24 protein-coding genes and 1 pseudogene are annotated in these 20,636 nt (G+C 47.1%); 2 read left to right on the top strand and 23 right to left on the bottom strand.

Going from position 1 to position 20,636, the window contains the following annotated elements; all coding sequences use genetic code 11:
- Window positions 1-7: 7 nt before the first annotated feature.
- From KNO69_RS07630 to prsW, 15 genes are all read right to left on the bottom strand, one after another.
- Window positions 8-787: a CheR family methyltransferase gene (locus tag KNO69_RS07630; RefSeq protein ID WP_015881470.1), complete on the bottom strand. Its 780-nt coding sequence runs from the start codon at window positions 785-787 to the stop codon at window positions 8-10.
- Between the two features lie 101 nt (window positions 788-888).
- On the bottom strand, window positions 889-1,308 hold the full coding sequence (gene ndk, locus KNO69_RS07635; RefSeq protein ID WP_214817206.1) for a nucleoside-diphosphate kinase: 420 nt from the start codon (window positions 1,306-1,308) through the stop codon (window positions 889-891).
- Between the two features lie 92 nt (window positions 1,309-1,400).
- Complete coding sequence (locus KNO69_RS07640; RefSeq protein WP_214817209.1) at window positions 1,401-2,363, bottom strand: polyprenyl synthetase family protein; 963 nt, start codon at window positions 2,361-2,363, stop codon at window positions 1,401-1,403.
- A 3-nt stretch (window positions 2,364-2,366) separates the two neighbouring features.
- On the bottom strand, window positions 2,367-3,068 hold the full coding sequence (locus KNO69_RS07645) for a demethylmenaquinone methyltransferase (RefSeq protein WP_015881467.1): 702 nt from the start codon (window positions 3,066-3,068) through the stop codon (window positions 2,367-2,369).
- Between the two features lie 20 nt (window positions 3,069-3,088).
- Window positions 3,089-3,661, bottom strand: coding sequence for a heptaprenyl diphosphate synthase component 1 (locus KNO69_RS07650; protein ID WP_015881466.1), 573 nt, complete (start codon window positions 3,659-3,661; stop codon window positions 3,089-3,091).
- 126 nt (window positions 3,662-3,787) lie between these two features.
- Window positions 3,788-4,060, bottom strand: a complete 273-nt coding sequence (locus KNO69_RS07655; protein WP_015881465.1) for an HU family DNA-binding protein — start codon at window positions 4,058-4,060, stop codon at window positions 3,788-3,790.
- Window positions 4,061-4,169: 109 nt separating this feature from the next.
- Window positions 4,170-4,880, bottom strand: coding sequence for a hypothetical protein (locus KNO69_RS07660; RefSeq protein WP_196430567.1), 711 nt, complete (start codon window positions 4,878-4,880; stop codon window positions 4,170-4,172).
- Between the two features lie 5 nt (window positions 4,881-4,885).
- A complete protein-coding gene (locus KNO69_RS07665) occupies window positions 4,886-5,086 on the bottom strand; it encodes a DUF2768 domain-containing protein (RefSeq protein ID WP_015881463.1) in 201 nt (66 codons plus the stop codon).
- Between the two features lie 96 nt (window positions 5,087-5,182).
- On the bottom strand, window positions 5,183-6,208 hold the full coding sequence (locus tag KNO69_RS07670) for an NAD(P)H-dependent glycerol-3-phosphate dehydrogenase (RefSeq protein WP_196430566.1): 1,026 nt from the start codon (window positions 6,206-6,208) through the stop codon (window positions 5,183-5,185).
- A 17-nt stretch (window positions 6,209-6,225) separates the two neighbouring features.
- Window positions 6,226-7,536, bottom strand: coding sequence for a ribosome biogenesis GTPase Der (der, locus tag KNO69_RS07675; RefSeq protein ID WP_015881461.1), 1,311 nt, complete (start codon window positions 7,534-7,536; stop codon window positions 6,226-6,228).
- A gap of 137 nt (window positions 7,537-7,673) precedes the next feature.
- Window positions 7,674-8,822 carry a 30S ribosomal protein S1 gene (gene rpsA, locus KNO69_RS07680; protein ID WP_214817212.1) on the bottom strand — a complete coding sequence of 383 codons (1,149 nt, stop codon included), beginning with the start codon at window positions 8,820-8,822 and terminating at the stop codon, window positions 7,674-7,676.
- A 154-nt stretch (window positions 8,823-8,976) separates the two neighbouring features.
- Complete coding sequence (locus KNO69_RS07685; protein WP_214817215.1) at window positions 8,977-9,600, bottom strand: lysophospholipid acyltransferase family protein; 624 nt, start codon at window positions 9,598-9,600, stop codon at window positions 8,977-8,979.
- Window positions 9,597-10,271 carry a (d)CMP kinase gene (cmk, locus tag KNO69_RS07690; protein WP_214817218.1) on the bottom strand — a complete coding sequence of 225 codons (675 nt, stop codon included), beginning with the start codon at window positions 10,269-10,271 and terminating at the stop codon, window positions 9,597-9,599. Before cmk ends, KNO69_RS07685 begins: the two co-directional genes overlap by 4 nt.
- A 74-nt stretch (window positions 10,272-10,345) precedes the next feature.
- Window positions 10,346-11,011 (bottom strand): flagellar brake protein, encoded by a 666-nt coding sequence (locus tag KNO69_RS07695; protein WP_074037195.1) that lies wholly within the window; start codon window positions 11,009-11,011, stop codon window positions 10,346-10,348.
- A gap of 15 nt (window positions 11,012-11,026) precedes the next feature.
- Window positions 11,027-11,683 carry a glutamic-type intramembrane protease PrsW gene (gene prsW, locus KNO69_RS07700; protein WP_074037196.1) on the bottom strand — a complete coding sequence of 219 codons (657 nt, stop codon included), beginning with the start codon at window positions 11,681-11,683 and terminating at the stop codon, window positions 11,027-11,029.
- A gap of 107 nt (window positions 11,684-11,790) precedes the next feature.
- Here prsW and KNO69_RS07705 point away from each other — a divergent pair, with 107 nt between their 5' ends.
- On the top strand, window positions 11,791-12,762 hold the full coding sequence (locus KNO69_RS07705) for an asparaginase (RefSeq protein ID WP_159562121.1): 972 nt from the start codon (window positions 11,791-11,793) through the stop codon (window positions 12,760-12,762).
- A gap of 50 nt (window positions 12,763-12,812) precedes the next feature.
- Window positions 12,813-13,793, top strand: coding sequence for a YpdA family putative bacillithiol disulfide reductase (locus tag KNO69_RS07710; RefSeq protein WP_214817221.1), 981 nt, complete (start codon window positions 12,813-12,815; stop codon window positions 13,791-13,793).
- Window positions 13,794-13,832: 39 nt separating this feature from the next.
- Here KNO69_RS07710 and KNO69_RS07715 read toward each other — a convergent pair whose 3' ends face one another.
- From KNO69_RS07715 to KNO69_RS07745, 8 genes and pseudogenes are all read right to left on the bottom strand, one after another.
- Window positions 13,833-15,101 carry a Glu/Leu/Phe/Val family dehydrogenase gene (locus tag KNO69_RS07715; RefSeq protein ID WP_214817224.1) on the bottom strand — a complete coding sequence of 423 codons (1,269 nt, stop codon included), beginning with the start codon at window positions 15,099-15,101 and terminating at the stop codon, window positions 13,833-13,835.
- 146 nt (window positions 15,102-15,247) lie between these two features.
- Entirely contained in the window at window positions 15,248-16,174 is a 927-nt protein-coding gene (locus KNO69_RS07720; protein ID WP_214817226.1) for a D-alanine--D-alanine ligase, read from the bottom strand.
- Between the two features lie 97 nt (window positions 16,175-16,271).
- Window positions 16,272-16,850 (bottom strand): adaptor protein MecA, encoded by a 579-nt coding sequence (locus KNO69_RS07725; RefSeq protein WP_015881451.1) that lies wholly within the window; start codon window positions 16,848-16,850, stop codon window positions 16,272-16,274.
- Between the two features lie 60 nt (window positions 16,851-16,910).
- Window positions 16,911-17,774 (bottom strand): MerR family transcriptional regulator, encoded by an 864-nt coding sequence (locus KNO69_RS07730; RefSeq protein ID WP_214817228.1) that lies wholly within the window; start codon window positions 17,772-17,774, stop codon window positions 16,911-16,913.
- Between the two features lie 129 nt (window positions 17,775-17,903).
- Window positions 17,904-18,104, bottom strand: coding sequence for a hypothetical protein (locus KNO69_RS07735; RefSeq protein ID WP_015881449.1), 201 nt, complete (start codon window positions 18,102-18,104; stop codon window positions 17,904-17,906).
- 41 nt (window positions 18,105-18,145) lie between these two features.
- Window positions 18,146-18,523, bottom strand: a complete 378-nt coding sequence (locus KNO69_RS15485) for a RecQ family zinc-binding domain-containing protein (RefSeq protein ID WP_483297359.1) — start codon at window positions 18,521-18,523, stop codon at window positions 18,146-18,148.
- Window positions 18,524-18,610: 87 nt separating this feature from the next.
- Window positions 18,611-19,573, bottom strand: a pseudogene (locus tag KNO69_RS07740) (RecQ family ATP-dependent DNA helicase); the annotation flags it as partial.
- Window positions 19,557-20,579 carry a YpbB family protein gene (locus KNO69_RS07745; protein ID WP_214817232.1) on the bottom strand — a complete coding sequence of 341 codons (1,023 nt, stop codon included), beginning with the start codon at window positions 20,577-20,579 and terminating at the stop codon, window positions 19,557-19,559. The gene KNO69_RS07745 and the pseudogene KNO69_RS07740, both read right to left, overlap by 17 nt.
- Window positions 20,580-20,636 lie beyond the last annotated feature (57 nt).

Below are 20,636 nucleotides of genomic sequence, written 5' to 3' on the forward strand. Positions count from 1 at the left end.
GATCACCTCATCCATCTATTTTTTCATAAAAGAAACTTTGCTTCATTGCATAGCCGTAACGTTTCGGTTGGAAAATTTGTTCCGTTCCACCGACAAATAGCATCCCTCCTGGACGTAACGCCCGTTGGAATGACGTATATACCTTCTCTTTCGCCTCTTCAGTGAAGTAGATCAAGACATTTCGACAGACGATCAAATCAAAGTTACGTTCGTACACATCCGCTAACAAGTTATGCTTCTTAAATGTCACGAGTTGCTTGATCTCATCTGAAATATAATAGTCGTCGCCACGACGGGTAAAGTAGCGCTTCTGAAACTCCTCCGGCAAATCGATGAGCGCCCGTTCATGGTACTTTCCTTGCTTCGCTTTTTCGATGACGACATCATCTAAGTCCGTAGCCATAATTGAAAATTGAGATGGGGCAAGATGTTTCGACAACAACATGGCAAGTGAGTATGGCTCTTCTCCGGTTGAACAGGCAGCACTCCATACGCGAAGTTTCCCTTGACTCGAGCGAATCAGATGCGGGAGGATATCCTCTTCAAGCTGTTGCCAACGAATCGGGTTGCGATAAAATTCACTCACATTGATTGTCATTCGGTCGAGAAACTCTTCATAAAGTTGACGATCTGTATCCATCGCCTTCAAATACTCCAAAAACGATGCATACCCCTTCTTTTCGCGTAGTGCGACCATACGGCGCTTCATCTGCGCCTCTTTATATAAGTTCAAGTCAATACCCGACTTGATATAAAACTTTTTTACAAAGATGGCATAATCATTCATCACCAATTTCAACCTCAATTCTTTCTCATTTCCGCATTCTTGTGACCTCAGGCGATTCAAAGGGAATCAAAAAGGGACAGGTTTCCCCGTCCCTCGAAAAGTCATGAAACGTGTGAAGCCACTTCAGCGAACCAAAGTGAGAGTTCACGTTCCGCGCTATCCACACTATCAGAACCATGAATCACGTTTTGTGACATCGTCGATGCAAAATCACCGCGAATGGTTCCTGGTTGAGCATCCACCGGTTTCGTCTTCCCGATCATTAAACGAGAGACGGCCACGATGTCTTCCCCTTCCCATTCCATCGCAACGACAGGACCAGAAGTCAAAAACTCGACCAATTCACCAAAGAACGGCTTTTCTTTATGCTCTGCGTAGTGTGCCTCTGCGACCTCAACTGACGGTGTCACCATTTCGAGACGGTTCAACGTATATCCTTTGTTTTCGAAGCGTGAGATGATTTGCCCAATCAATCCACGTTTTACCCCATCAGGTTTAACCATTAAAAATGTCTTTTCCATTCCCCAAATCCCCCTAAGTCTATAAATGTGTACGTTGTACGTATTTAGTGTACACGGTCCAACACATTTTTGAAAGGGGTTACATGGGGCCTTTACCATTTGCGTTTCCCAATATATTGCGCAATTTCAATTAACGACCGCTTGTCTGGAACATCCGGCAACCCGTCTAGTCGGCGGATGGCACGGTTGACGTAACGATCAATCGTCCGCTGACTGCGTTCTAACGTTCCGTTTCGTTGCACTTCCCGGACGAGAGATTTCGTCACTTCCGTATCCGTCGAGGCGTTCACTTGACGGAGGCGTTCATAAAAATCGGAATCCTCAGATGAATATAGGAGCGGTAACGTTTTATGACCGTGCTTCAAATCTTCCCCGACCGGTTTACCGAGCTGAAAACTCTTAGCGGTAAAATCAAGCAAGTCATCTGTCATTTGAAAAGCCATACCGATGTCATATCCAAACAGACTTAATTGCCTCACGATTTGTGGAGACGCTCCAGAGATGACAGCTCCTGCCGCACAACTCGTTTCAATCAACAGAGCGGTCTTTCGCGCAATCCGATCTAAATAGCGCTTCGGTGATTGCGCCCACTCAAATTGATCTTGGATTTGATTGATTTCACCGACACAGATTCGTTCCATCGTATCTGCCATGATGCGCATCACTTCTGGTGAATCAATTTCGGATACGAGACGAATCGCTTCTCCGAATAACGTATTCCCTGTATACATCGCTACTGTTTCATCATATCGTTCCATCACGGTTGGTTTGCCACGACGGAGCATCGCGTCATCGATGACATCGTCATGGACGAGTGATGCCATATGAATCAACTCAAGACTTGAGGCAACTTTCGTCAAACGGATATCTTTTGTCTCACCAAACCCGGCGCTCAGTAAGACGAAGGCGGGTCGGATGCGCTTGCCACCGGCATCGAGTAATTGGCGCGATGCCGATTCAATGACAGGGTGGTCCGTCCTGACTCGAGTAGATAAGAATTGATCGATTTGATCAATCTCTCGGTTCATATGACGATAAAGTCGCTTCAAAGACATGGTTCACCACTTCTTTCCTAGATGCATGGCACATGCACCTCCGGAGAATGTCTTCACTTCGACTTGTTCAAACCCGGCATCTTCGAACATCCGCTTGAGAGTCAAACGATCTGGGAACTGATCGGTCGACTCCTGCAACCACTTATACTGATCGTATGAACCGGCAAAGACCTTTCCAAAAAGCGGCATGACCGTTCCAAAGTAAAAACGGTACAACTCTTTAAAAAGCGGTGCTGTCGGTTGGCTCGTCTCGAGACAAACAACCGTTCCACCTGGTTTCAAGACACGGTGCATTTCACGCAAGACCGTCATATAGTCCGGAACGTTTCGGAGTCCAAATCCGATTGTGACATAGTCAAAGGAGTTGTCACCAAACGGAAGAGCCATCGCATTTCCATGAAGCAATTCGATGTTCGGCCAAGATTTGACCTTTTCCTCTCCCACTTTTAGCATGTTCTCTGAAAAATCGAGTCCTTTCACAACTCCCGTGTTTCCGGCAGCATCCGCTAATTGAATCGTCCAGTCAGCAGTCCCGCAACAAACGTCTAAACATTTAGCCCCCGGAAAGACGTTCATTTTTTTCATCGTTGTCCGTCGCCACCATTTATGAAGTCGGAAGCTGATAATCGAGTTCATCGTATCGTAGCTCGGAGAAATGGACTGAAATACTTCGTATACTTTTTGCTCTTTTTCTATCGGTTGCAACGCGTAACATCCTTTCCGTTCTAAGCGACCGCATGCGCGAGCAACGTCGTAAGTTGCTCCTTTTGGTCTTGTCTAAGCGCTGTCGCTTTCTTTTCAATCATTCGTTTCCCGCTCGTTGTCAAATAAGGTTGTTCAATCAGTTCGGAAAGTGTTTGAATCAATCCGACGTTCGCTTCGAGCCAAACGTTCATTGAAACGTTCTTCTCAAGCAATAAGGTGCACTTCGCCGCATTGACCCGCTGTACAGACTGACCGAATCGATCACTGTATGATGATGGAAAGTCCGTCAAGATTTTATAAAACTGAGCCGATGCAAAGTCCCCGGCGAGCACTTTTAATTGGCGTGCCAAAGATCCGTTCGGGCTGCTGTTTACTTGGTCGTGTAAATCAAGCGCTTGATGTGCGAAATAGGTTGCCATCACGAGTTGTCGATGCTCAATCGATTCCAAATCAATCATCTCGACCATCCAACGAAGCAATAACATGTCGACGGCTGGTACAACCTCATGTTTCGTCAAATAGGGATGATTCATACGTGTTTCGATTTGACGAGCAAGGTCTGTGACAACGAATTCATTTGTCAACTGTTCCATGCTATCCCCCCTCGTCCACTTCATTGTCATTCTGACATAGTATAGCACATTTTTGTCACATTCACGTCATTCGAACTCGTAAACCCAACAAAAAAAGCCGCCTTTCGGCGACTTATGTATTGCAGATTACTTGACCGCATCTTTGAGCGCTTTACCTGCTTTGAATGCAGGAACTTTGCTCGCTGGGATTTCGATATCTTCTTTTGTACGTGGGTTACGACCTTTACGGGCAGCACGCTCACGAACTTCAAAAGTACCAAAACCGATCAATTGAATTTTCTCACCGTTTTGGAGTGCTTCAGTGATTGATTCAAACGTAGCTTCAACGATTTTCGTTGCTTCTTTTTTAGAAACATCGGCTTTCTCAGTAACAGCTTGGATCAATTCAGTTTTGTTCATCACGATTCACCTCCTCTCACAGGGAGTTTACGGGATTAATCATAACGTACAAACGTTGATATGACAACATTTTTTGCATGATTTCGCGACATTCACTATCAAAACAGGTTCAGTTGTTTAAAAAAACGACTTCTCCTCGTTCATCAATTGTGTATCCTTGCGAATAAGCTGGGGCGAATGGAGCATCTTTATAGAGCAAATAACGAATATCTTCGCCAATTTCTGGCGACTCATCCGTCTTTTGAAGCGCTTCCTTCACATCTTCGCGATAGTCTACAAACAGTTGTCCCGTGCCATCCACGTAGATCGGAAGTTCACGATCCGAATAAGGACTTGGAATGAACGGCTCTTCTGTGACAAAGATTTTATCATAATCGAGCGTGAACTGATTCTTACCTAATGACCCGTCAAATGGGAATTTGCCTTCTTTTGCCCGAAATGCGTTGATATTCGTTTGAAGTTGTTGCAACCGCTCAGACACACGCAAGTCGATCAGCTTTACGGTCGGTTCCGTCTCGACATCGACGAGGATATATTGGAACAACCCGCCACCTTCGAAACTATTCGCCGGTGGGTCCGCTAAATAGCCAGGCACGAGACGAGCGAATTCAACTGGGTAACGCTCCATGAGAGGCGTTTCTGCTGGTTTCGTTTTGATTGGCAATACCCCAGATTGCTCACGATAGGCATTGACCGCACTTTGTACCGTATTCAATTGATCTTCGTACGGGATATTGTTGGCCCGCTCTGATTCAGGAAACATACATCCCGCTAACAGTGTCGTCAAAACCAGACTGATAGCGACAATCTTTTTTTTCATCACGTTTATCCTCCAGTCGGTCCTGAGACGACGACAAAAATCATAATTACAGTCCCAAATAAGAAAATGATGAAAGCAATCAGTCTGACGAGCGTGGCGAACCAACCGCTCAGTTTCGTATGACTGAGTGCGACCATTAATGCAGCGATGGCGAAAGCTCCGATCCCTGCGAATGATATCCACATTTTGATGAGTGACGGTGTCACGTCTATCCCCCTACTTTCTCTATGTTCTCCAGACTTCAAGTTTAGCAAAAAAAAGCGAGGAACTGAACGAAAACGTCAGCTCCTCTCTCAATCTGTCTATTCTTCAAAATGAAAAACTTGTTCCATCTCGTGTTTTTGCGGGCGTCTCATCAATTTTTTCACTTCATCATGAGGACTCTTCCCTTCAAACAACACGTTATAGAGAGCCTCTGTGATCGGCATCTCCACACCCGCTTCTTTGGCGAGGGAATGGGCTGCTTCACAGGCACGGACGCCTTCGACGACCATTCCCATGTTCCCGAGAACGTCTTCTAATTTTTCACCACGACCGATGGCGTTACCAGCTCGCCAGTTACGGCTATGTTGTGACGTCGCCGTCACAATCAAGTCTCCGATCCCTGTCAATCCTGAGAACGAGGCAGGGTTCGCTCCAAGCTTCACGCCAAGTCGAGCAATTTCGACAATCCCACGAGTCATGAGGGCAGCTTTCGCGTTGTCCCCATATCCAAGCCCATCCGTCATACCCGCCGCTAGGGCGATGATATTTTTCAGTGCTCCACCGTACTCGGCTCCTACGACATCAGAATTCAAGTACACGCGGAACTGATCGTTTGTGAGGAGCTCCTGCACTTCATCCGCGACATCAAGGTCGGCACATGCGATTGTGATGGTCGTCGGTTTACGGACCGCAACCTCTTCAGCATGAGTCGGTCCAGTTAATACACCGATTGCCCGACGCTTAGAAGGATCGATTTCTTCGGCGATGATTTCTGAAAGGCGCTTATGCGTTTTTGGTTCGATCCCCTTTGCGGCATGAACGATGGTGACAGGTTCCGTCAACAATGTGTTCAATTCCTTTGAGACAGGACGAATCGCCGAACTCGGGACGACGAGAAAGACGATACTTCGACCATCTAACGCTTCTTTCAAGTTCGTCGTCGCACGAATTGATTCAGGTAATGGCGCGTCTTTCAAATAAAACGAGTTCGTATGTGACGAATTGATTTCATCCACATGTTCTTGTTCACGTCCATAGAGCAGGACATCATGGCCATTATCCGCTAACACGAGCGAGATGGCCGTTCCCCAGCTCCCCGCTCCGATGACAGCTACGTTTGCCATAAGTGGCACCCCCGTTATTAGTTTTTCTGACGAGCCACGATGTGAATCGGTGTCCCGGTGAAGTCAAATGCTTTACGGATTTGATTCTCTAAATAACGTTTATACGAAAAATGCAACAACTCAGGATCGTTGACAAACAAGACGAACGTCGGCGGCTCGATGGCCACTTGAGTTGCGTAGTTGATCTTCAATCGTTGTCCTTTATCCGTCGGTGTCGGGTTCATCGCGACTGCATCAACGATGACATCGTTCAATACGCTCGTCGAGATACGACGGCGATGTGTTTCTGCCACTTGTTTGATGACAGGCAACAATGTCTGCAAGCGTTTTGACGTGAGCGCTGATAAGAAGACAACCGGCGCATAGTCGAGGAATAAGAATTCTTGACGAATCTTCTCTTCCATCTTCTTCATCGTCTTATCATCTTTTTCGACGGCATCCCATTTATTGACGACGATGACAATCGCCTTCCCGGCTTCATGCGCGAGACCTGCGACACGCTTGTCCTGCTCGATGATTCCTTCTTCCCCGTCGAGGACGACGAGAACCACGTTCGAACGTTCAATCGCCTTTTGTGCGCGCATGACACTATAACGCTCTGTCGATTCATATACTTTTCCGCGTTTACGCATACCTGCCGTATCGATGATGACGTACTCTTGTCCATCACGTGTGAACGGTGTATCAATCGCATCGCGAGTCGTACCTGCAATGTTTGAAACGATGACACGCTCTTCACCGAGGATTGAGTTCGTCAAGCTTGATTTCCCTACGTTCGGGCGACCGATCAATGAGAACTGAATAACGTCTTCGTTGTATTCGTACTCGTCTTTTTCTGGAGCGAGTTCAAATACTTGGTCTAACAAGTCACCGAGTCCTAACCCGTGCGTACCCGAAATCGGGAACGGATCTCCAAATCCGAGGGAATAAAACTCATACATGAGATCTCGCATTTCAAAGTTATCGACTTTGTTGACGGCAAGAACGATCGGTTTATTCGAACGGAACAACAAGTTCGCAACCTCTTCATCAGCCGCCGTGATCCCTTCACGTCCATTCACCATGAAGATGATGACGTCTGCTTCATCGATGGCGAGTTCCGCCTGATGACGCATTTGAACGAGCAACGGCTCGTCCCCTACTTCGATCCCACCTGTATCGATTAAATGGAACTTACGGTTGAGCCACTCTCCTGTTCCGTAAATACGGTCACGTGTGACACCCGGTTTATCATCGACGATTGAGACACGATCACCGATGATACGGTTAAAAATTGTGGATTTTCCGATATTCGGACGGCCAACGATGGCCACTACTGGAATTCCCATAACAACACCTCACTAACTTTCTATCAAAATTTCATCATTTCATCATTTCGAAACGCAACTTACCTATCATATCACAGGCAAAATTAAGTGACCATACAAAAAGAAGCGGGAGCATGACTCCCGCTTGAACGATCATCTTATTTAGAGTCGTCCGAAGAATCATCACCTGTCAATTCCGAGACAGAGAATCCTCCTTGGTCGCTATATTCATCAAGTAACGCTTGATCATCATCTTGACGAGTCGGTTCAGATGATTCGAGCGCACGCATCGACAATGAGATTTTCTTATCATCGAGATGAACATCTAGCACCTTCACCTTCACTTCTTGGCCTTCTGACAAGACTTCAGACGGCGTCGCGATGTGACGGTTCGCAATTTGCGAGATGTGAAGCAGACCTTCCACTTGTGGTGCGACTTCGACGAACGCACCAAACGTCACGAGACGTTTGACAGTTCCTTCGATGACATCTCCCGGCTGGATCTTCCCTTCGATGGTTTCCCACGGACCAGGTTGTGTCTCTTTAATGGAAAGTTTCACTTTTTCATTATCTAAGTCGAGCCCGAGCACTTTCACTTTCACGCGGTCGCCTTCAGTTACGACGTCGCTCGGCTTCTCGACGCGGCTATGTGCCATTTCCGAGATGTGAACGAGACCGTCCACGCCACCGATATCGACGAACGCCCCAAAATCAGTTAATCGTTGGACTGTTCCTTCGATTACTTGTCCGACTTCAAGCGATTCGAGCGTTTCTGATTTCTTCGCGCTCATCTCTTCTTCGACAACTGCTTTATGTGACAAGATGACGCGATTTTTTTCGCGGTCAATCTCGACGACTTTTACGGTAATTGGGTTATTCAAGTATGACGCGAAGTCTTCGACGAAGTGACTTTCGACAAGGGATGCAGGGATAAATCCACGGATTCCAATATCGACGACAAGACCACCTTTGACCTTATCTTTCACCATCACTTCAAACACTTCACCTGATTCGAATTTTTCAACGATGCGATCCCATGCTGCTTCGGCATCGACGTCTTTTTTCGAAACGACTACTTCTTCGTCCGTGACCTTTTTCACTTTGACACGAATCTCGTCGTTCACTTGGAGTGATTCGTTTAAATCGTCTAGATGCATGCTTGATACTTCGCTAATTGGCAAAATCGCTTCGGTTTTATAACCGATATCGATCAGCGCTTGCTTATCCTCGATTTTGACGACTGTTCCGGTCACAATTTGACCACGATTAATTTCAAAATCAGGCATATCTTTCATTTCTTCGACCATTCCAACACTACCCCCTCACGATGAGTACAAAAAGGAGCGCCAAAGGCGCTTACACCTAGTATAAATCTCTTATAATTCCGAGAATTTGTCAAGGCGTTATGAAGATTGTACCTCTATTGAAAGAAGTTTAAACCTCAATTCCACAATCCGTTTTTCACTTCGTGAACGAGTGCTTCAAGTAGAGTTCGGAAATCGTATCCATGATCAAGTCGGCCGCTTCTTGCGCACTCGCCTTGCGTGCTTTCAATTCTGACAAGTCGATCGGCTTCCCGATAACGACACGGAGTTTCGCGCGAAACTTATACTTGCCAATGATGGCAATCGGTAAAATGTGTGCATCCGAACGCATCGCAAAAAAACCGACACCGGCTTGCGCCTTTCCAAGCGTACCGTCTTTTGAACGCGTTCCTTCCGGAAAGATAGAGATGACTTCATCCTCTTTCAACTTTTGAAGCACGACACGAAGCGCTTGTCGGTCACCTTCCCCACGAGATACTGGAATCTGACCTGCACGCTTCAAAATATGCTTCAGTACCGGGACACTAAAAAGTTCTTTCTTCGCAAAAAATCGGAGCGGACGCTGCTTTGGAATCGCACATGCGAGCAGCACCGGGTCCCAATTTGACTGATGGTTCGAACAGACAAGGATCGACCCGTCCATCGGAACATTCTCCCGACCGATGAATTCGACCTGAAACGATAAGCGTTGAATGACGTTCACTACGCCTCTCGCCAATCGATACATGCCGAACGGTCCATTGTTTAATGGCTTGCTCATGCGTTCACCTCTTCAATTAATCGTTCAATTGCTTGAACCACTCCGTCAATGGACAACGTCGTCGTATCGAGGAAATGGGCATCTTCAGCTTGACGGAGAGGTGCCACTTCACGCTCAGAATCGCGTTTGTCACGTAGCGCAATCTCTTCGATCAGTTGTTCATAGTCGCTCGGGATGCCTTTCGAGACATTTTCTTCATGGCGACGACGGGCACGTTCTTCGACCGAAGCGGTCATAAACACTTTTAAATCGGCATTCGGCAAGACATGTGTTCCGATATCGCGGCCGTCCATGACGACACCGCCTTCTTTAGCCAAATCACGTTGAAGGTCCATCAAGGCATCACGCACTTCAGGTTGACGTGCGACGAAACTGACGTTATTCGTCACTTCACTCGAGCGAATGACAGACGTCACTTCTTCCTCCCCGTCAAATACGCGTTGTCCCTCTTCCGATGGGACGAGTCGTAATGACATGTCCTCGATCATCTGAGCAAGTGCTGGTCCATCTTCGAGCGCAATCCCTTCGTTCAAGGCGCGATACGTTACCGCCCGATAGATTGCACCTGTATCGATGTACACATACCCTAATTGTTTCGCAAGCGACTTGGCAATCGTACTTTTCCCAGCACCCGCCGGTCCGTCTAAAGCAATTTGTAATGATTTTTTCATACAAAACGGGTATCGAGTGTTCCCGATACCCTCCTCCTCTCGGTCAATAATCCCGAGAACATCATAACAGTTTTTTATCTTGAAGAAAATACAGACCCTGTCCGCTTTCGCGCTTCAAGCTGAACACGGAAGCAGTATCGTAAAATCGTCTCTTGGTCACGAGGGGTCAAATCTTCAAATGCCAGAGACAGTTCTTCTTTCACTTCCTGTTTATGTATGCGCACAAGACGGCTCTTAAGACGGAAGTTCTGGGGCGAGCCATGCTCATCCTCAATTCGAAACACGACAATCAGGGACTCATCTACTTCGATTGGAGCGCGGTTGGCGATGATTTTCATCCCCCCAGCAGATATGTCAAGAGATGTTGTTTCGAACGATTCGAAACTTTCCTCATCGGTTGCAAGAACGGTCACGTCAATCATTTCTGGAACACGTAAATATTCACGACGCTGAATCCGTTTGATTTTTTTCTCGTCTGGCAAATTGAACGCATAGCGTAATGTCATTTGGGCATCGCTGATTCGCTTCACGACTTTCGTGTCGAATGCGAACAGCTGATTGTCTCCTTGGAAGAAAAAGACCCGCATGGCCTCCTCTTCATGTAAAAAAAATGTTTTGAGCGTCATCATGTCACTCGGCGACTCAATCCATACGACTTGATCGGTTATGGCTGCAATTTTCGTTTTTCCCTCTGCACGCCCTTCCACTTCGATTCTCAGTTCTTGACCTTCTTTTAACATACTGATTCTTCCCCTTTATTTAAATTGTCGACGATTGGACAAGTTTGCCGCTCGCACGAGTAAAAGTGCCACGGTCCATAAAATGACGATATAAAGCACGGCAGGAAGCTTTTGATTTGGTTCGAGTATCAAAATCAAATCAAACGTTCCGTGGATGACCGTCGCAGAAAAGATTGCCATGAACAGCCAGAGCCGTTCTCGAATCGAATGCTTTGCTCGTCCTAAGCAGTATCCCATCACGACCGCGAACAAAGCGTGCCCGCTCACAGGCAGGATCGCTCGCCAAATCGCAATTTCTAATGAATCGTACACCCATAAGTATAAAAAATTCTCTAAAGTCGCAAAGCCTAATGAGCAGGCGACCGCGTAGAGAATCCCGTCGTAGTAATCATCAAAGACTTTATGTATATATATTGTATAATAAATCATAAACCATTTAAAAAACTCTTCAAGCAGGGCAGTGGCGACATACGCCTGCCAAAACGGTCCAGTAAGCACTCCCTCTTCGACGAACGCATATTGGATAAACATGATCGGGAACACGAGAACGGCTCCGGCCACGAAAGAACGAATCACATATCCGAGCGGTTCCGCCTCCAACTCATGGCGTAGATAGAAGTAGGAAAGAAGGGCGAGCCCAGGTGCAACCGCAGACAAGGCGATTGCGATCATGATGCATCTCTCCTTTCTCTCCCTAGCATACACTGAATTGTCTGAAAGAAAAAGTAGAGAACGCCTAGAAAATGGAAATCTTCATAAAAATAATTAGGAGGACACTTATGAATCATTTATTACTGATTCACACCGGCGGTACTATCGCCATGTCACAATCCGGCACAGGACACGTCGAACCGAGCGATGTCAATCCAATCGACGCCACCCTTCCGAAAGCGACGGATATCGCTCACATTACAACAAAGCACTTTTCAAATATCCCGTCACCTCACATGACTCCAGAGAAGATGCTTGAATTGGCACAGTTCATCCAACGTGAACTGACACAAGACACGTATGACGGAGTCGTCATCACGCACGGTACCGATACATTAGAAGAGACGGCTTACTTCTTACAAATCACGCTCGGTGCGCCTGTCCCAATCGTGTTGACAGGAGCGATGCGGTCCTCGAACGAGGTCGGTTCGGACGGAGAATTTAATTTGATTACAGCGCTTCGCGTCGCAAAAAGCGAAGCGGCTCGTGGAAAAGGCGTGCTTGTCGTTTTCAACGGTGAGATTCATTCGGCATTCAACGTGACCAAAACGCACACGTCTTCAGTCGACACATTCAAGTCTGTGCACTTCGGGAACGTGGGTATGGTCACAAAGGACCACGTACTCATCTATAGTCAACCAGCAACGAGACAACCGAAAATGATTCCGTCCATCTCAAAACGTGTAGCCGTGTTGAAAGTCGTCGCAGGAATGGAACCAGATTTACTTGAATCTGTAATCACGCTTGGGTACGACGGACTCGTCCTTGAAGTGTTAGGGCAAGGAAACGTTCCGCCGACCCTCTTGTCCGCACTAGAACATTTAGTCAAAGAGATTCCCGTCGTGATTGTCAGCCGTTGCTTCAACGGAATCGTTCAAGATGTTTACGGTTACGACGGGGGTGGCAAACAACTGAAAGAGATGGGTGTGATTTTTTCAAACGGATTGAATTCACAAAAAGCTCGTTTACGACTCCTCGTCGAACTCGAGTCCGGCTCATCCCAGTCAGTCATGGAACATAGCTTTAGCTTCCAGCAATAACCTTGCGCAACTGCGCCCCCTTCCCTACAATGACAAAGAGGTGATATTCAGTGAACAAACAAGCGATTATTGTAGGTGCCGGGCCATGCGGTCTCTCGGCCGCCATCGAACTGGAGAAGATCGGAGTCTCTTGTACGGTGATTGAGCGCGGAAATATCGTCGACGCCATCTATCGGTATCCGACGCATCAAACGTTCTTCTCGTCCGCGAGCTTGCTCGAGATCGGAGACATTCCGTTCATATGTAAGGATTTGAAGCCACGTCGTCAAGATGCACTCGTCTATTATCGAGAAGTCGTCACACGTACCGGTTTAAACGTCCACCCGTTTGAAACTGTCGAGTCGGTCGATAAAAAAAGTGACCGATTCGTTGTGACATCAAGACATGAACGACGTGGCGAAACCATTCGCGAAGCGGACTATGTGATTTTAGCAACAGGCTATTATGGACGTCCTCGTCTGCTTGACGTACCTGGCGAAACGTTGCCGCACGTCCATCACTATTTCAACGAGGCACATCCTTATTATCGACAACATGTCACGATCATCGGCGGGAAAAATTCCGCTGTCGATGCGGCAATCGAACTCGAAAAGGCTGGTGCCTTTGTGACGGTACTCTATCGAGGCGATTCGTATAGCCCTTCCGTCAAACCATGGGTTCTTCCAAACTTCGATTCACTCGTCCGTCATGAGAAAGTTCGAATGGAGTTTGAGGCGACAATCGAACGCATCACCGATGATGGCGTCTACTACCGGCAACACGGTGAAGAGAAGCATGTCTATGCAGATCATGTCTTCGCGATGACCGGTTATCAGCCCGACCACCATCTGTTCGAGAGTGCAGGCATTTTGATCGATGAAGAGAGTGGTGTCCCGACATACGATGAAGAAACGTTTGAAACAAATGTCGAACACCTCTTCATTGCGGGCGTGGTCGCAGCCGGAAACGATGCGAACAAGATCTTCATTGAGAACGGTAGATTCCACGGCAAGGCGATTGCCGATACGATTGCGAACCGCATTAACGTATAAAAAAGTTCGGTCAACTTGAGTTGACCGAACTTTTTTTAATTAGACCCAGCCACGGAAACGTGAGGCTTCCGCCATTTTGCGTACACCGACCATGTAGGCGGCGAGACGCATATCGACTTTACGGGCTGAAGATGTATTGTATACCGTATTGAACGAGTGAACGAGTACTTTTTCAAGTTTTTCCTCAACTTCTTCTTCCGTCCAATAGTAACCTTGGTTGTTTTGTACCCATTCGAAGTACGAAACCGTGACCCCACCACTTGACGCCAACACGTCCGGCACGAGGAGAATTCCACGTTCAGTCAAGATTTTCGTTGCTTCGTTCGTCGTCGGACCGTTGGCTGCCTCGACCACAATCGATGCTTTAATCGCGTCCGCATTGTCTTCTGTAATTTGATTCTCAATCGCAGCTGGGACTAAAATATCACAATCGAGCTCTAACATTTCTTTGTTCGAGATCGTGTTTTTAAATAATGTCGAAATCGTACCGAATGAATCACGACGATCTAACAAATACGAGATATCGAGACCATTCTCATCATGGATAGCTCCGTAAGCGTCACTGACCGCAATCACTTTCGCCCCTGCATCGTACATGAATTTAGAAAGGAAACTTCCCGCGTTCCCGAATCCTTGAACGACGACCCGCGCACCTTTCAATTCGATTCCGCGACGAAGTGCCGCTTCACGAATCATGATGGCCACACCTTTTGCCGTCGCTGTCTCACGACCATGCGACCCGCCAAGAACGAGCGGTTTTCCTGTGATGAATCCAGGTGAGTTGAATTCATCGATGCGACTGTATTCATCCATCATCCATGCCATGATTTGTGAGTTTGTGAACACGTCCGGAGCCGGGATATCTTTTGTAGGTCCAACAATTTGACTGATGGCACGGACATATCCGCGACTCAAACGTTCGATTTCACGGAAACTCATCTCGCGTGGGTCACAGACGATTCCGCCTTTCCCACCACCGTAAGGCAAGTCTACGATTCCTGCTTTTAGACTCATCCATACTGATAATGCTTTGACTTCTACCTCCGTTACGCTCGGGTGGAACCGAATTCCCCCTTTAGTCGGTCCGACCGCATCATTATGTTGAGCGCGATAGCCTGTGAAGATCTTCGTTGAGCCATCGTCCATGCGAACAGGGATCCGAACGGTCAGCATGCGAAGCGGTTCTTTTAATAACTCGTACATCTCATCTGGATAGCCGAGTTTATCTAAAGCTTCGTGAATTACCTCTTGTGTCGATTCCAAGATGTTTTTTCGTTTTTGATGACCTTTTTCTTGATCCGTAATCATGAAGGTTTCCTCCCCTAAATTGTCAATTCTCCCCCAAGAATTAACCTCGTATTCGTTTAAAAGTATAGCTGATACGCGTTCAATTTGAAAGGGCTTTTCAAAAATAATGAAAGCGTTTTCTTGATGGATGGCGTAATCCAGATGTCTTACTTCGCTACGCGCTCAAGTGCGAGCTCGATAAAGCGTTCCAAAAGCTCAGCGTACGAGATTCCGACTGTCTTGGCACTATCCGGAAACAGGCTAAGTGGCGTCATGCCCGGCAGAGTATTCGTCTCTAGAATGTAGGCTTTTCCCTCTTCTGAAACGAGGAAGTCAGAGCGCGAATATCCTGAACAACCGAGTGCGCGATGTGCAAGGACTGCCGCCTGTTGAACCTCCGATGTCAGCTCGACCGAGATTTCAGCCGGACAGACATGAATCGAACCACCTTCCGTATACTTCGATTCATAGTCGTAAAATTCATTTTTTGGAATGATTTCAATGACAGGAAGAGCCTCTTCTTTCCCAAAGTTCCCGATGACGGGAACTGTCAGCTCTTTCCCTTTGATGTACTGCTCGACAAGTACCGCTGAATCACAAGCAAACGCCTTTTCAATTCCTTCACGTAACATCGTTTCGTCCATTGCAATCGTCAGACCATTCGATGATCCTTCTTGCGCTGGTTTGACGACACATGGGAACTCCATTCCCCACTCAGCGACTTTTGCATCGATTGATTCTCGTGACTCGATTAAGACGTCACGAGCGACTCGGATACCGGATGCCGCGAAGATGATTTTTGCTCTCGCTTTATCCATCGCCAGAGCAGATGCCAAGACACCTGATCCCGTATAAGGAATTCCAGCCATTTCTAATAACGATTGCACACGACCATCTTCACCATACTTCCCGTGCAACGCACTGACGACGACGTCGACATCCAATGTTAACAGCTCGTTCGCCCGTTTCGGATGAAAGTCAATGGCCGTCACCTCATGACCACGTTCCGTCAACGCTTCTATCATCCCTTGCCCGCTTGTGAGAGATACCTCTCGTTCTCCTGACACTCCACCATATAAAACAGCGACTTTCATTCCAATCTCTCCTTCAACTAGCTACTGAAAATTCAAGTCTAATCATAACACGGACACCCTAAAAACAATAGGAACAGAAAAGTAAAAAAAGCCGTACTCATGCGAATGCATCGTACAGCTCTTTCACGGCTTGTTCAGTTTGAATCGTCTTTCCGTATTCCATCATAACGTACGGGCTGACCGTAGTCGTCTTGCCGTACTCGGACAAAATGGCCGCGAGTCGTTCTTCTACCTGCGAAGGAAGCACCTCAACGAAGTGAAGATAGTAACGACCGTTGTAATGATAAAGCGTCCCACCCTGCTCGGTTTCATGTATATGCGGGAACAGACGAATCGAGGCGTTGATCACATCTTCAATATCATCGAACTGATAAATCAAATGATGGATCACGTCAATCGTCAATCGAATCTCGACCTGTTCGACATCGAGCTCAGCAATCGCTTCACCTTTTTGAACATCGATGACGAGTCCATCGCGAGGAAACATTGTCACATTCAAATCAACCGCTCCTTGCGGTGAAAATCCGTACTCACTTTCTGCTGTTTCAAGAAGTTCTTTCCACAGTTGCTGACCGTTTTCCCCCACGATCGTATCGATGGCGATTCCACGTAACGAGAGCTCATTCGCAGTCACATATACACGAAGATGTTCTTTTGTTTGTTTTTCAAATCTCAATCGAAAACCTCCAGTGAATAGTCAATCCTAATAATAAGCTACTCCCGTTTTCATCCCGTGTCAAATAGTTGATAACCATTTTGTCCACTCTTCGGGAGTGTCGCCAAGAAATGACCCATTGAATCGCTCTCTCTCCAGGCTGACCGCATATCCACCTGTACCAATTTTTAAGTCAGGATGCTCATTTTGAATATAATCCATCGCCTCTAACAAGTTCGGAATATGCTCAGTCAACGTACATGCGAAGATGAGACAAGACGTGTCGATATCATGTAACGCTTTACTCAAATCTTCTTTCGGGAAACCCGCTCCCAAAAAGATGACGTCGTATCCATGTTGACGCAAATAGAGCGTGACAAACAATAATCCGATCTCATGCATCTCCCCAGGTGCACAGACACAAGTGATACGTGGCAGGAAGGGGTTCATTGGCATCTGAAGGGACAGCGTCGAAAGTCGCGCTCGTAAAAATGCCGTGGCGAAATGCTCGTGGGCAATCGTAATCGAGCCATTCTCCCATCGTGAACCGATTTCCATGAGCAGTGGCCCAATCACATCCTTCGTCACTTTTTCAAAACTGAACGTATTAAACGCACGATTGATCAAATCATGAGCTGTCCGTTCATCAAATGAGAGCAACGCATGGAGCAGCCCGTCTTTCAATTCTTCATCGTATAGTTTGGACGTTGTCGGTTCTGGTTCAGGCGCTTGATGAAGCTGTTGAATGGCTTGTGAGACAGAAAGCCCTTCTTTCTGCTTATCCACGACCCATTTGATTTTTTCGACATCTTGATCTGAATATAGGCGGTGACCGGATTCCGTTCGGCTCGGTACGATAAACTGATAGCGACGTTCCCAAGCCCGAATGGTCGTCGGATTGACGCCGGTCAATGTCGCCACGGTTTTAATGGAGTATTTCGGCATTTCCGCCCTCCTCTCTTACTCGTTCTTATGATATAAGTATATCCTCAATGCAAGAGGTTTACCCCTTTTATTGTGTAATCGAGAATTTTTTGAATATAAAAAAAGATGCGAACTCTGTTCGCACCTCGCTTAAAATATGGCATGTCGCCCGATATATATGAAAATGAGAATAATCGCTAGCATGGCGAAGGTCAATGTCATCGCCAACGGGCGCTTCATCCAGTTATCATTTAACTTCCTCTTCCGTTCGCCCTCTTGCCTCTCAGCTCGAGACGGCAACGTGTCCGCCAATTGCTCGCGTAAAGAATCCGCCTGATTCCGATGTCGCAACGTATGCCCTCCTTTACCTTTTTTATCATTTTACTATGATATTATTCAAAGGAAAAGATTTGCGTCAACCGAATTTTCCATTCTGTCACATTTTTTCGGACGATTTGTGTTGTATCCGGGAACAGAATCGGCCCACAAATATCACAGCATTCTTCTTGATCGACTGTTTGTTCGGAGAAATAACGAAGCAAGTAATCGCGTCGGCATGTCCGGATGAGGGCATAATCCATCATCTGCCCGAGTTGACGATACCGATCTCGCTTTCTTTCTTTTACCCAATCGAGTGCTCCTTGAAGCGAACGTTCTGTCAACAATTGCTTCAGCAGGAGAAACTTCGGGTCTTCTTCGTTCATCCGTAACAATCTTGGTAGTTGCGCAAGTGACGTCCCATTCTCACGTTCAAAGTAGGCTAATCTCATGTCCTCATCTTTCGGATATTGACCGTCTATTAAAAACTGTTGAATGCGTTCGTCCCCGTCCGCATACAGGAGGACTGCAAACGCCGGATGACCATCGCGTCCTGCCCGCCCGATTTCCTGCATGTATGCCTCGACGGTAGCCGGCAATTGGAAATGAACGACGGAACGGACATTGTCTTTGTTCACACCCATCCCGAACGCACTCGTGCATACCATGACCGACACTTCGTCCCGTAAAAACTGCGACTGCACGAGTCGCCTGTCTTCCGTGGACATGCCTCCGTGGTAAAACAAAGCGTCCTCTAGCTCAAAGGCTAACGCCTCCGCTTCGCGACGGGTCGCCGTGTAAACGACTGCAGGTTTTGGAATCTCTTGAATCAACTCTTTTAATCGCTCAAGTTTCTTCTCTTTCTCCAATCGTTCAACCAACAATCGTATTTCCGGACGATTGGCAGAGTGGACGAATTGTTCAGGTGAGAACAGTGCCAGCTTTTCAATGATGTCCTGTTTCACGCCTTCTGGCGCCGTCGCCGTGACCGCCATACACTGGGGGCTCCCAATCTGTTTTCGCAACTCACCTAAACGCGCATACTCAGGACGGAACTCATGCCCCCATTGTGAGATACAGTGCGCCTCGTCAATGACGAGCATTTGAATTTTCACATTCGCCAGAGCACGCGTCACATAAGGAACGGCCAATTGTTCGGGTGAAAGATATAAAAAACGGTAACGTTTCAAATGGCTGATGATGTCCTGCTTCTCTTCAGCCGATTCCATCGACGTCAAACGGGCGACACCACGCTCTCCCCGTTCTCGTATATGAAGCATCTGGTCCTCAATGAGTGAGAGTAACGGCGAAACAATCACCGTGAGCCCTTGATTTTTAATATAAGAAGGGAGTTGGAACGTCAGCGATTTCCCCGCCCCCGTCGGCATGACGGCCAATACATCCTGCCCTTCGATCACGGCATGTATGATGTCGTGTTGCCCAGGACGAAACGATTCATACCCGAACACTCGTTTTAATGTCGCTTCATACAAAGCTCTCACCTCGTTTCAGTCTAGCGAAGACGAGTCGAATTTGAAAATAACTGACACGCCCCATTTTCTCAAATACCGGTTTCAACGCCCAACTATCCGGATGCCGCAACTCTTCAATCGTGACCACATCCTCCATCGGTACAAATTGTTCGAGCGGGAAGACTTCTAAATACATCGCCATCTCGACGACATGGTCTTCAATCGTGCTCGTACGTAAACGCCGTTTCGCTTGAACCTGTTGGAACGTGTACCCCTTTAAGAACAATTCATATGACTCACGTGCTGAATAAGTCATCCGGTCCGTCGATAAGCCGTACGTAAACCCCCGTAGTTTGGCATCATCCGGCAAGATCATCAACAGTTCGTTCCATCCGGCCAAAAAATACAAACGAGCCGTTTCGGCATCAACATGAAGCAGGCTAGCGATTTGTTCATATGTCAAACCCGTCTCAAACGCTCCTGTGAATCGATAGACGACGGCCGTCGCATACGGGTCCCCAATTTGTTCAAGTGCTTGTTCAATCTCTTGATGAAACGTTCGCATGAGCGCTTTCCAATCCCGATCAAGATGTAACAACTGCTTGACCCATTGCTCTGCTGAACGATCGGCTTGTACAGGATAAAATGTACGGGCGTGTTCTTTTGACATGAACGTCTGCACGAACAAACTCAAGCGTTTCCATGTGGTCGCGTTATAATCACGGCGCTCCCCGCCCAACCGCTTGAATAGTTGCTCAACCGATTCAGGTGAAGCTAGTAGTTCTCCCGCCTCTGTCAATCTAAATCGTTTACGATCGAGCCATCCTCGTTTTTCAAGTTGTTTTAGCACAGACTCGTATGAATAAGCCGTCTGTGGAAACTGTCCAAAAAGAGGCTCCAACTCGTAAAAAAATGCGTCCTGTAGCGTTGTGGCCGAACGCTTTCCATTCAGGACATGGTAAAGACTTCGCTCACTCCGTTCTCCATTTAATCGTTTAATGGCCAGCAGTAGAACTCCATCCGCTAAATGAACCAAATCGTCACTTCCTTAAAAAAATCATTATCCTACCAAAAAGACGCTCGTTTCCTCATT

Source organism: Exiguobacterium sp. s131, assembly GCF_018617345.1.
GTDB classification, from domain to species: Bacteria; Bacillota; Bacilli; order Exiguobacteriales; family Exiguobacteriaceae; genus Exiguobacterium; species Exiguobacterium profundum.

Excerpts from the sequence above, each read along its gene's own strand:
- cmk (WP_214817218.1), bottom strand. The coding sequence starts at position 10,271 with ATGAAAAAATCATTACAAATTGCTTTAGACGGACCGGCGGGTGCTGGG.
- KNO69_RS07730 (WP_214817228.1), bottom strand. The coding sequence starts at position 17,774 with ATGCCGAAATACTCCATTAAAACCGTGGCGACATTGACCGGCGTCAAT.
- KNO69_RS07695 (WP_074037195.1), bottom strand. The coding sequence starts at position 11,011 with ATGTTAAAAGAAGGTCAAGAACTGAGAATCGAAGTGGAAGGGCGTGCA.
- rpsA (WP_214817212.1), bottom strand. The coding sequence starts at position 8,822 with ATGGTCGAAGAAATGAAAGATATGCCTGATTTTGAAATTAATCGTGGT.
- KNO69_RS07715 (WP_214817224.1), bottom strand. The coding sequence starts at position 15,101 with ATGATTACGGATCAAGAAAAAGGTCATCAAAAACGAAAAAACATCTTG.
- KNO69_RS07720 (WP_214817226.1), bottom strand. The coding sequence starts at position 16,174 with ATGAAAGTCGCTGTTTTATATGGTGGAGTGTCAGGAGAACGAGAGGTA.
- KNO69_RS07650 (WP_015881466.1), bottom strand. The coding sequence starts at position 3,661 with ATGGAACAGTTGACAAATGAATTCGTTGTCACAGACCTTGCTCGTCAA.
- prsW (WP_074037196.1), bottom strand. The coding sequence starts at position 11,683 with ATGATCGCAATCGCCTTGTCTGCGGTTGCACCTGGGCTCGCCCTTCTT.
- KNO69_RS07640 (WP_214817209.1), bottom strand. The coding sequence starts at position 2,363 with ATGTCTTTGAAGCGACTTTATCGTCATATGAACCGAGAGATTGATCAA.
- KNO69_RS07630 (WP_015881470.1), bottom strand. The coding sequence starts at position 787 with ATGAATGATTATGCCATCTTTGTAAAAAAGTTTTATATCAAGTCGGGT.
- KNO69_RS07705 (WP_159562121.1), top strand. The coding sequence starts at position 11,791 with ATGAATCATTTATTACTGATTCACACCGGCGGTACTATCGCCATGTCA.
- KNO69_RS07655 (WP_015881465.1), bottom strand. The coding sequence starts at position 4,060 with ATGAACAAAACTGAATTGATCCAAGCTGTTACTGAGAAAGCCGATGTT.
- KNO69_RS15485 (WP_483297359.1), bottom strand. The coding sequence starts at position 18,523 with ATGAGATTAGCCTACTTTGAACGTGAGAATGGGACGTCACTTGCGCAA.
- KNO69_RS07685 (WP_214817215.1), bottom strand. The coding sequence starts at position 9,600 with ATGAGCAAGCCATTAAACAATGGACCGTTCGGCATGTATCGATTGGCG.
- der (WP_015881461.1), bottom strand. The coding sequence starts at position 7,536 with ATGGGAATTCCAGTAGTGGCCATCGTTGGCCGTCCGAATATCGGAAAA.
- ndk (WP_214817206.1), bottom strand. The coding sequence starts at position 1,308 with ATGGAAAAGACATTTTTAATGGTTAAACCTGATGGGGTAAAACGTGGA.
- KNO69_RS07670 (WP_196430566.1), bottom strand. The coding sequence starts at position 6,208 with ATGGCAAACGTAGCTGTCATCGGAGCGGGGAGCTGGGGAACGGCCATC.
- KNO69_RS07660 (WP_196430567.1), bottom strand. The coding sequence starts at position 4,880 with ATGAAAAAAAAGATTGTCGCTATCAGTCTGGTTTTGACGACACTGTTA.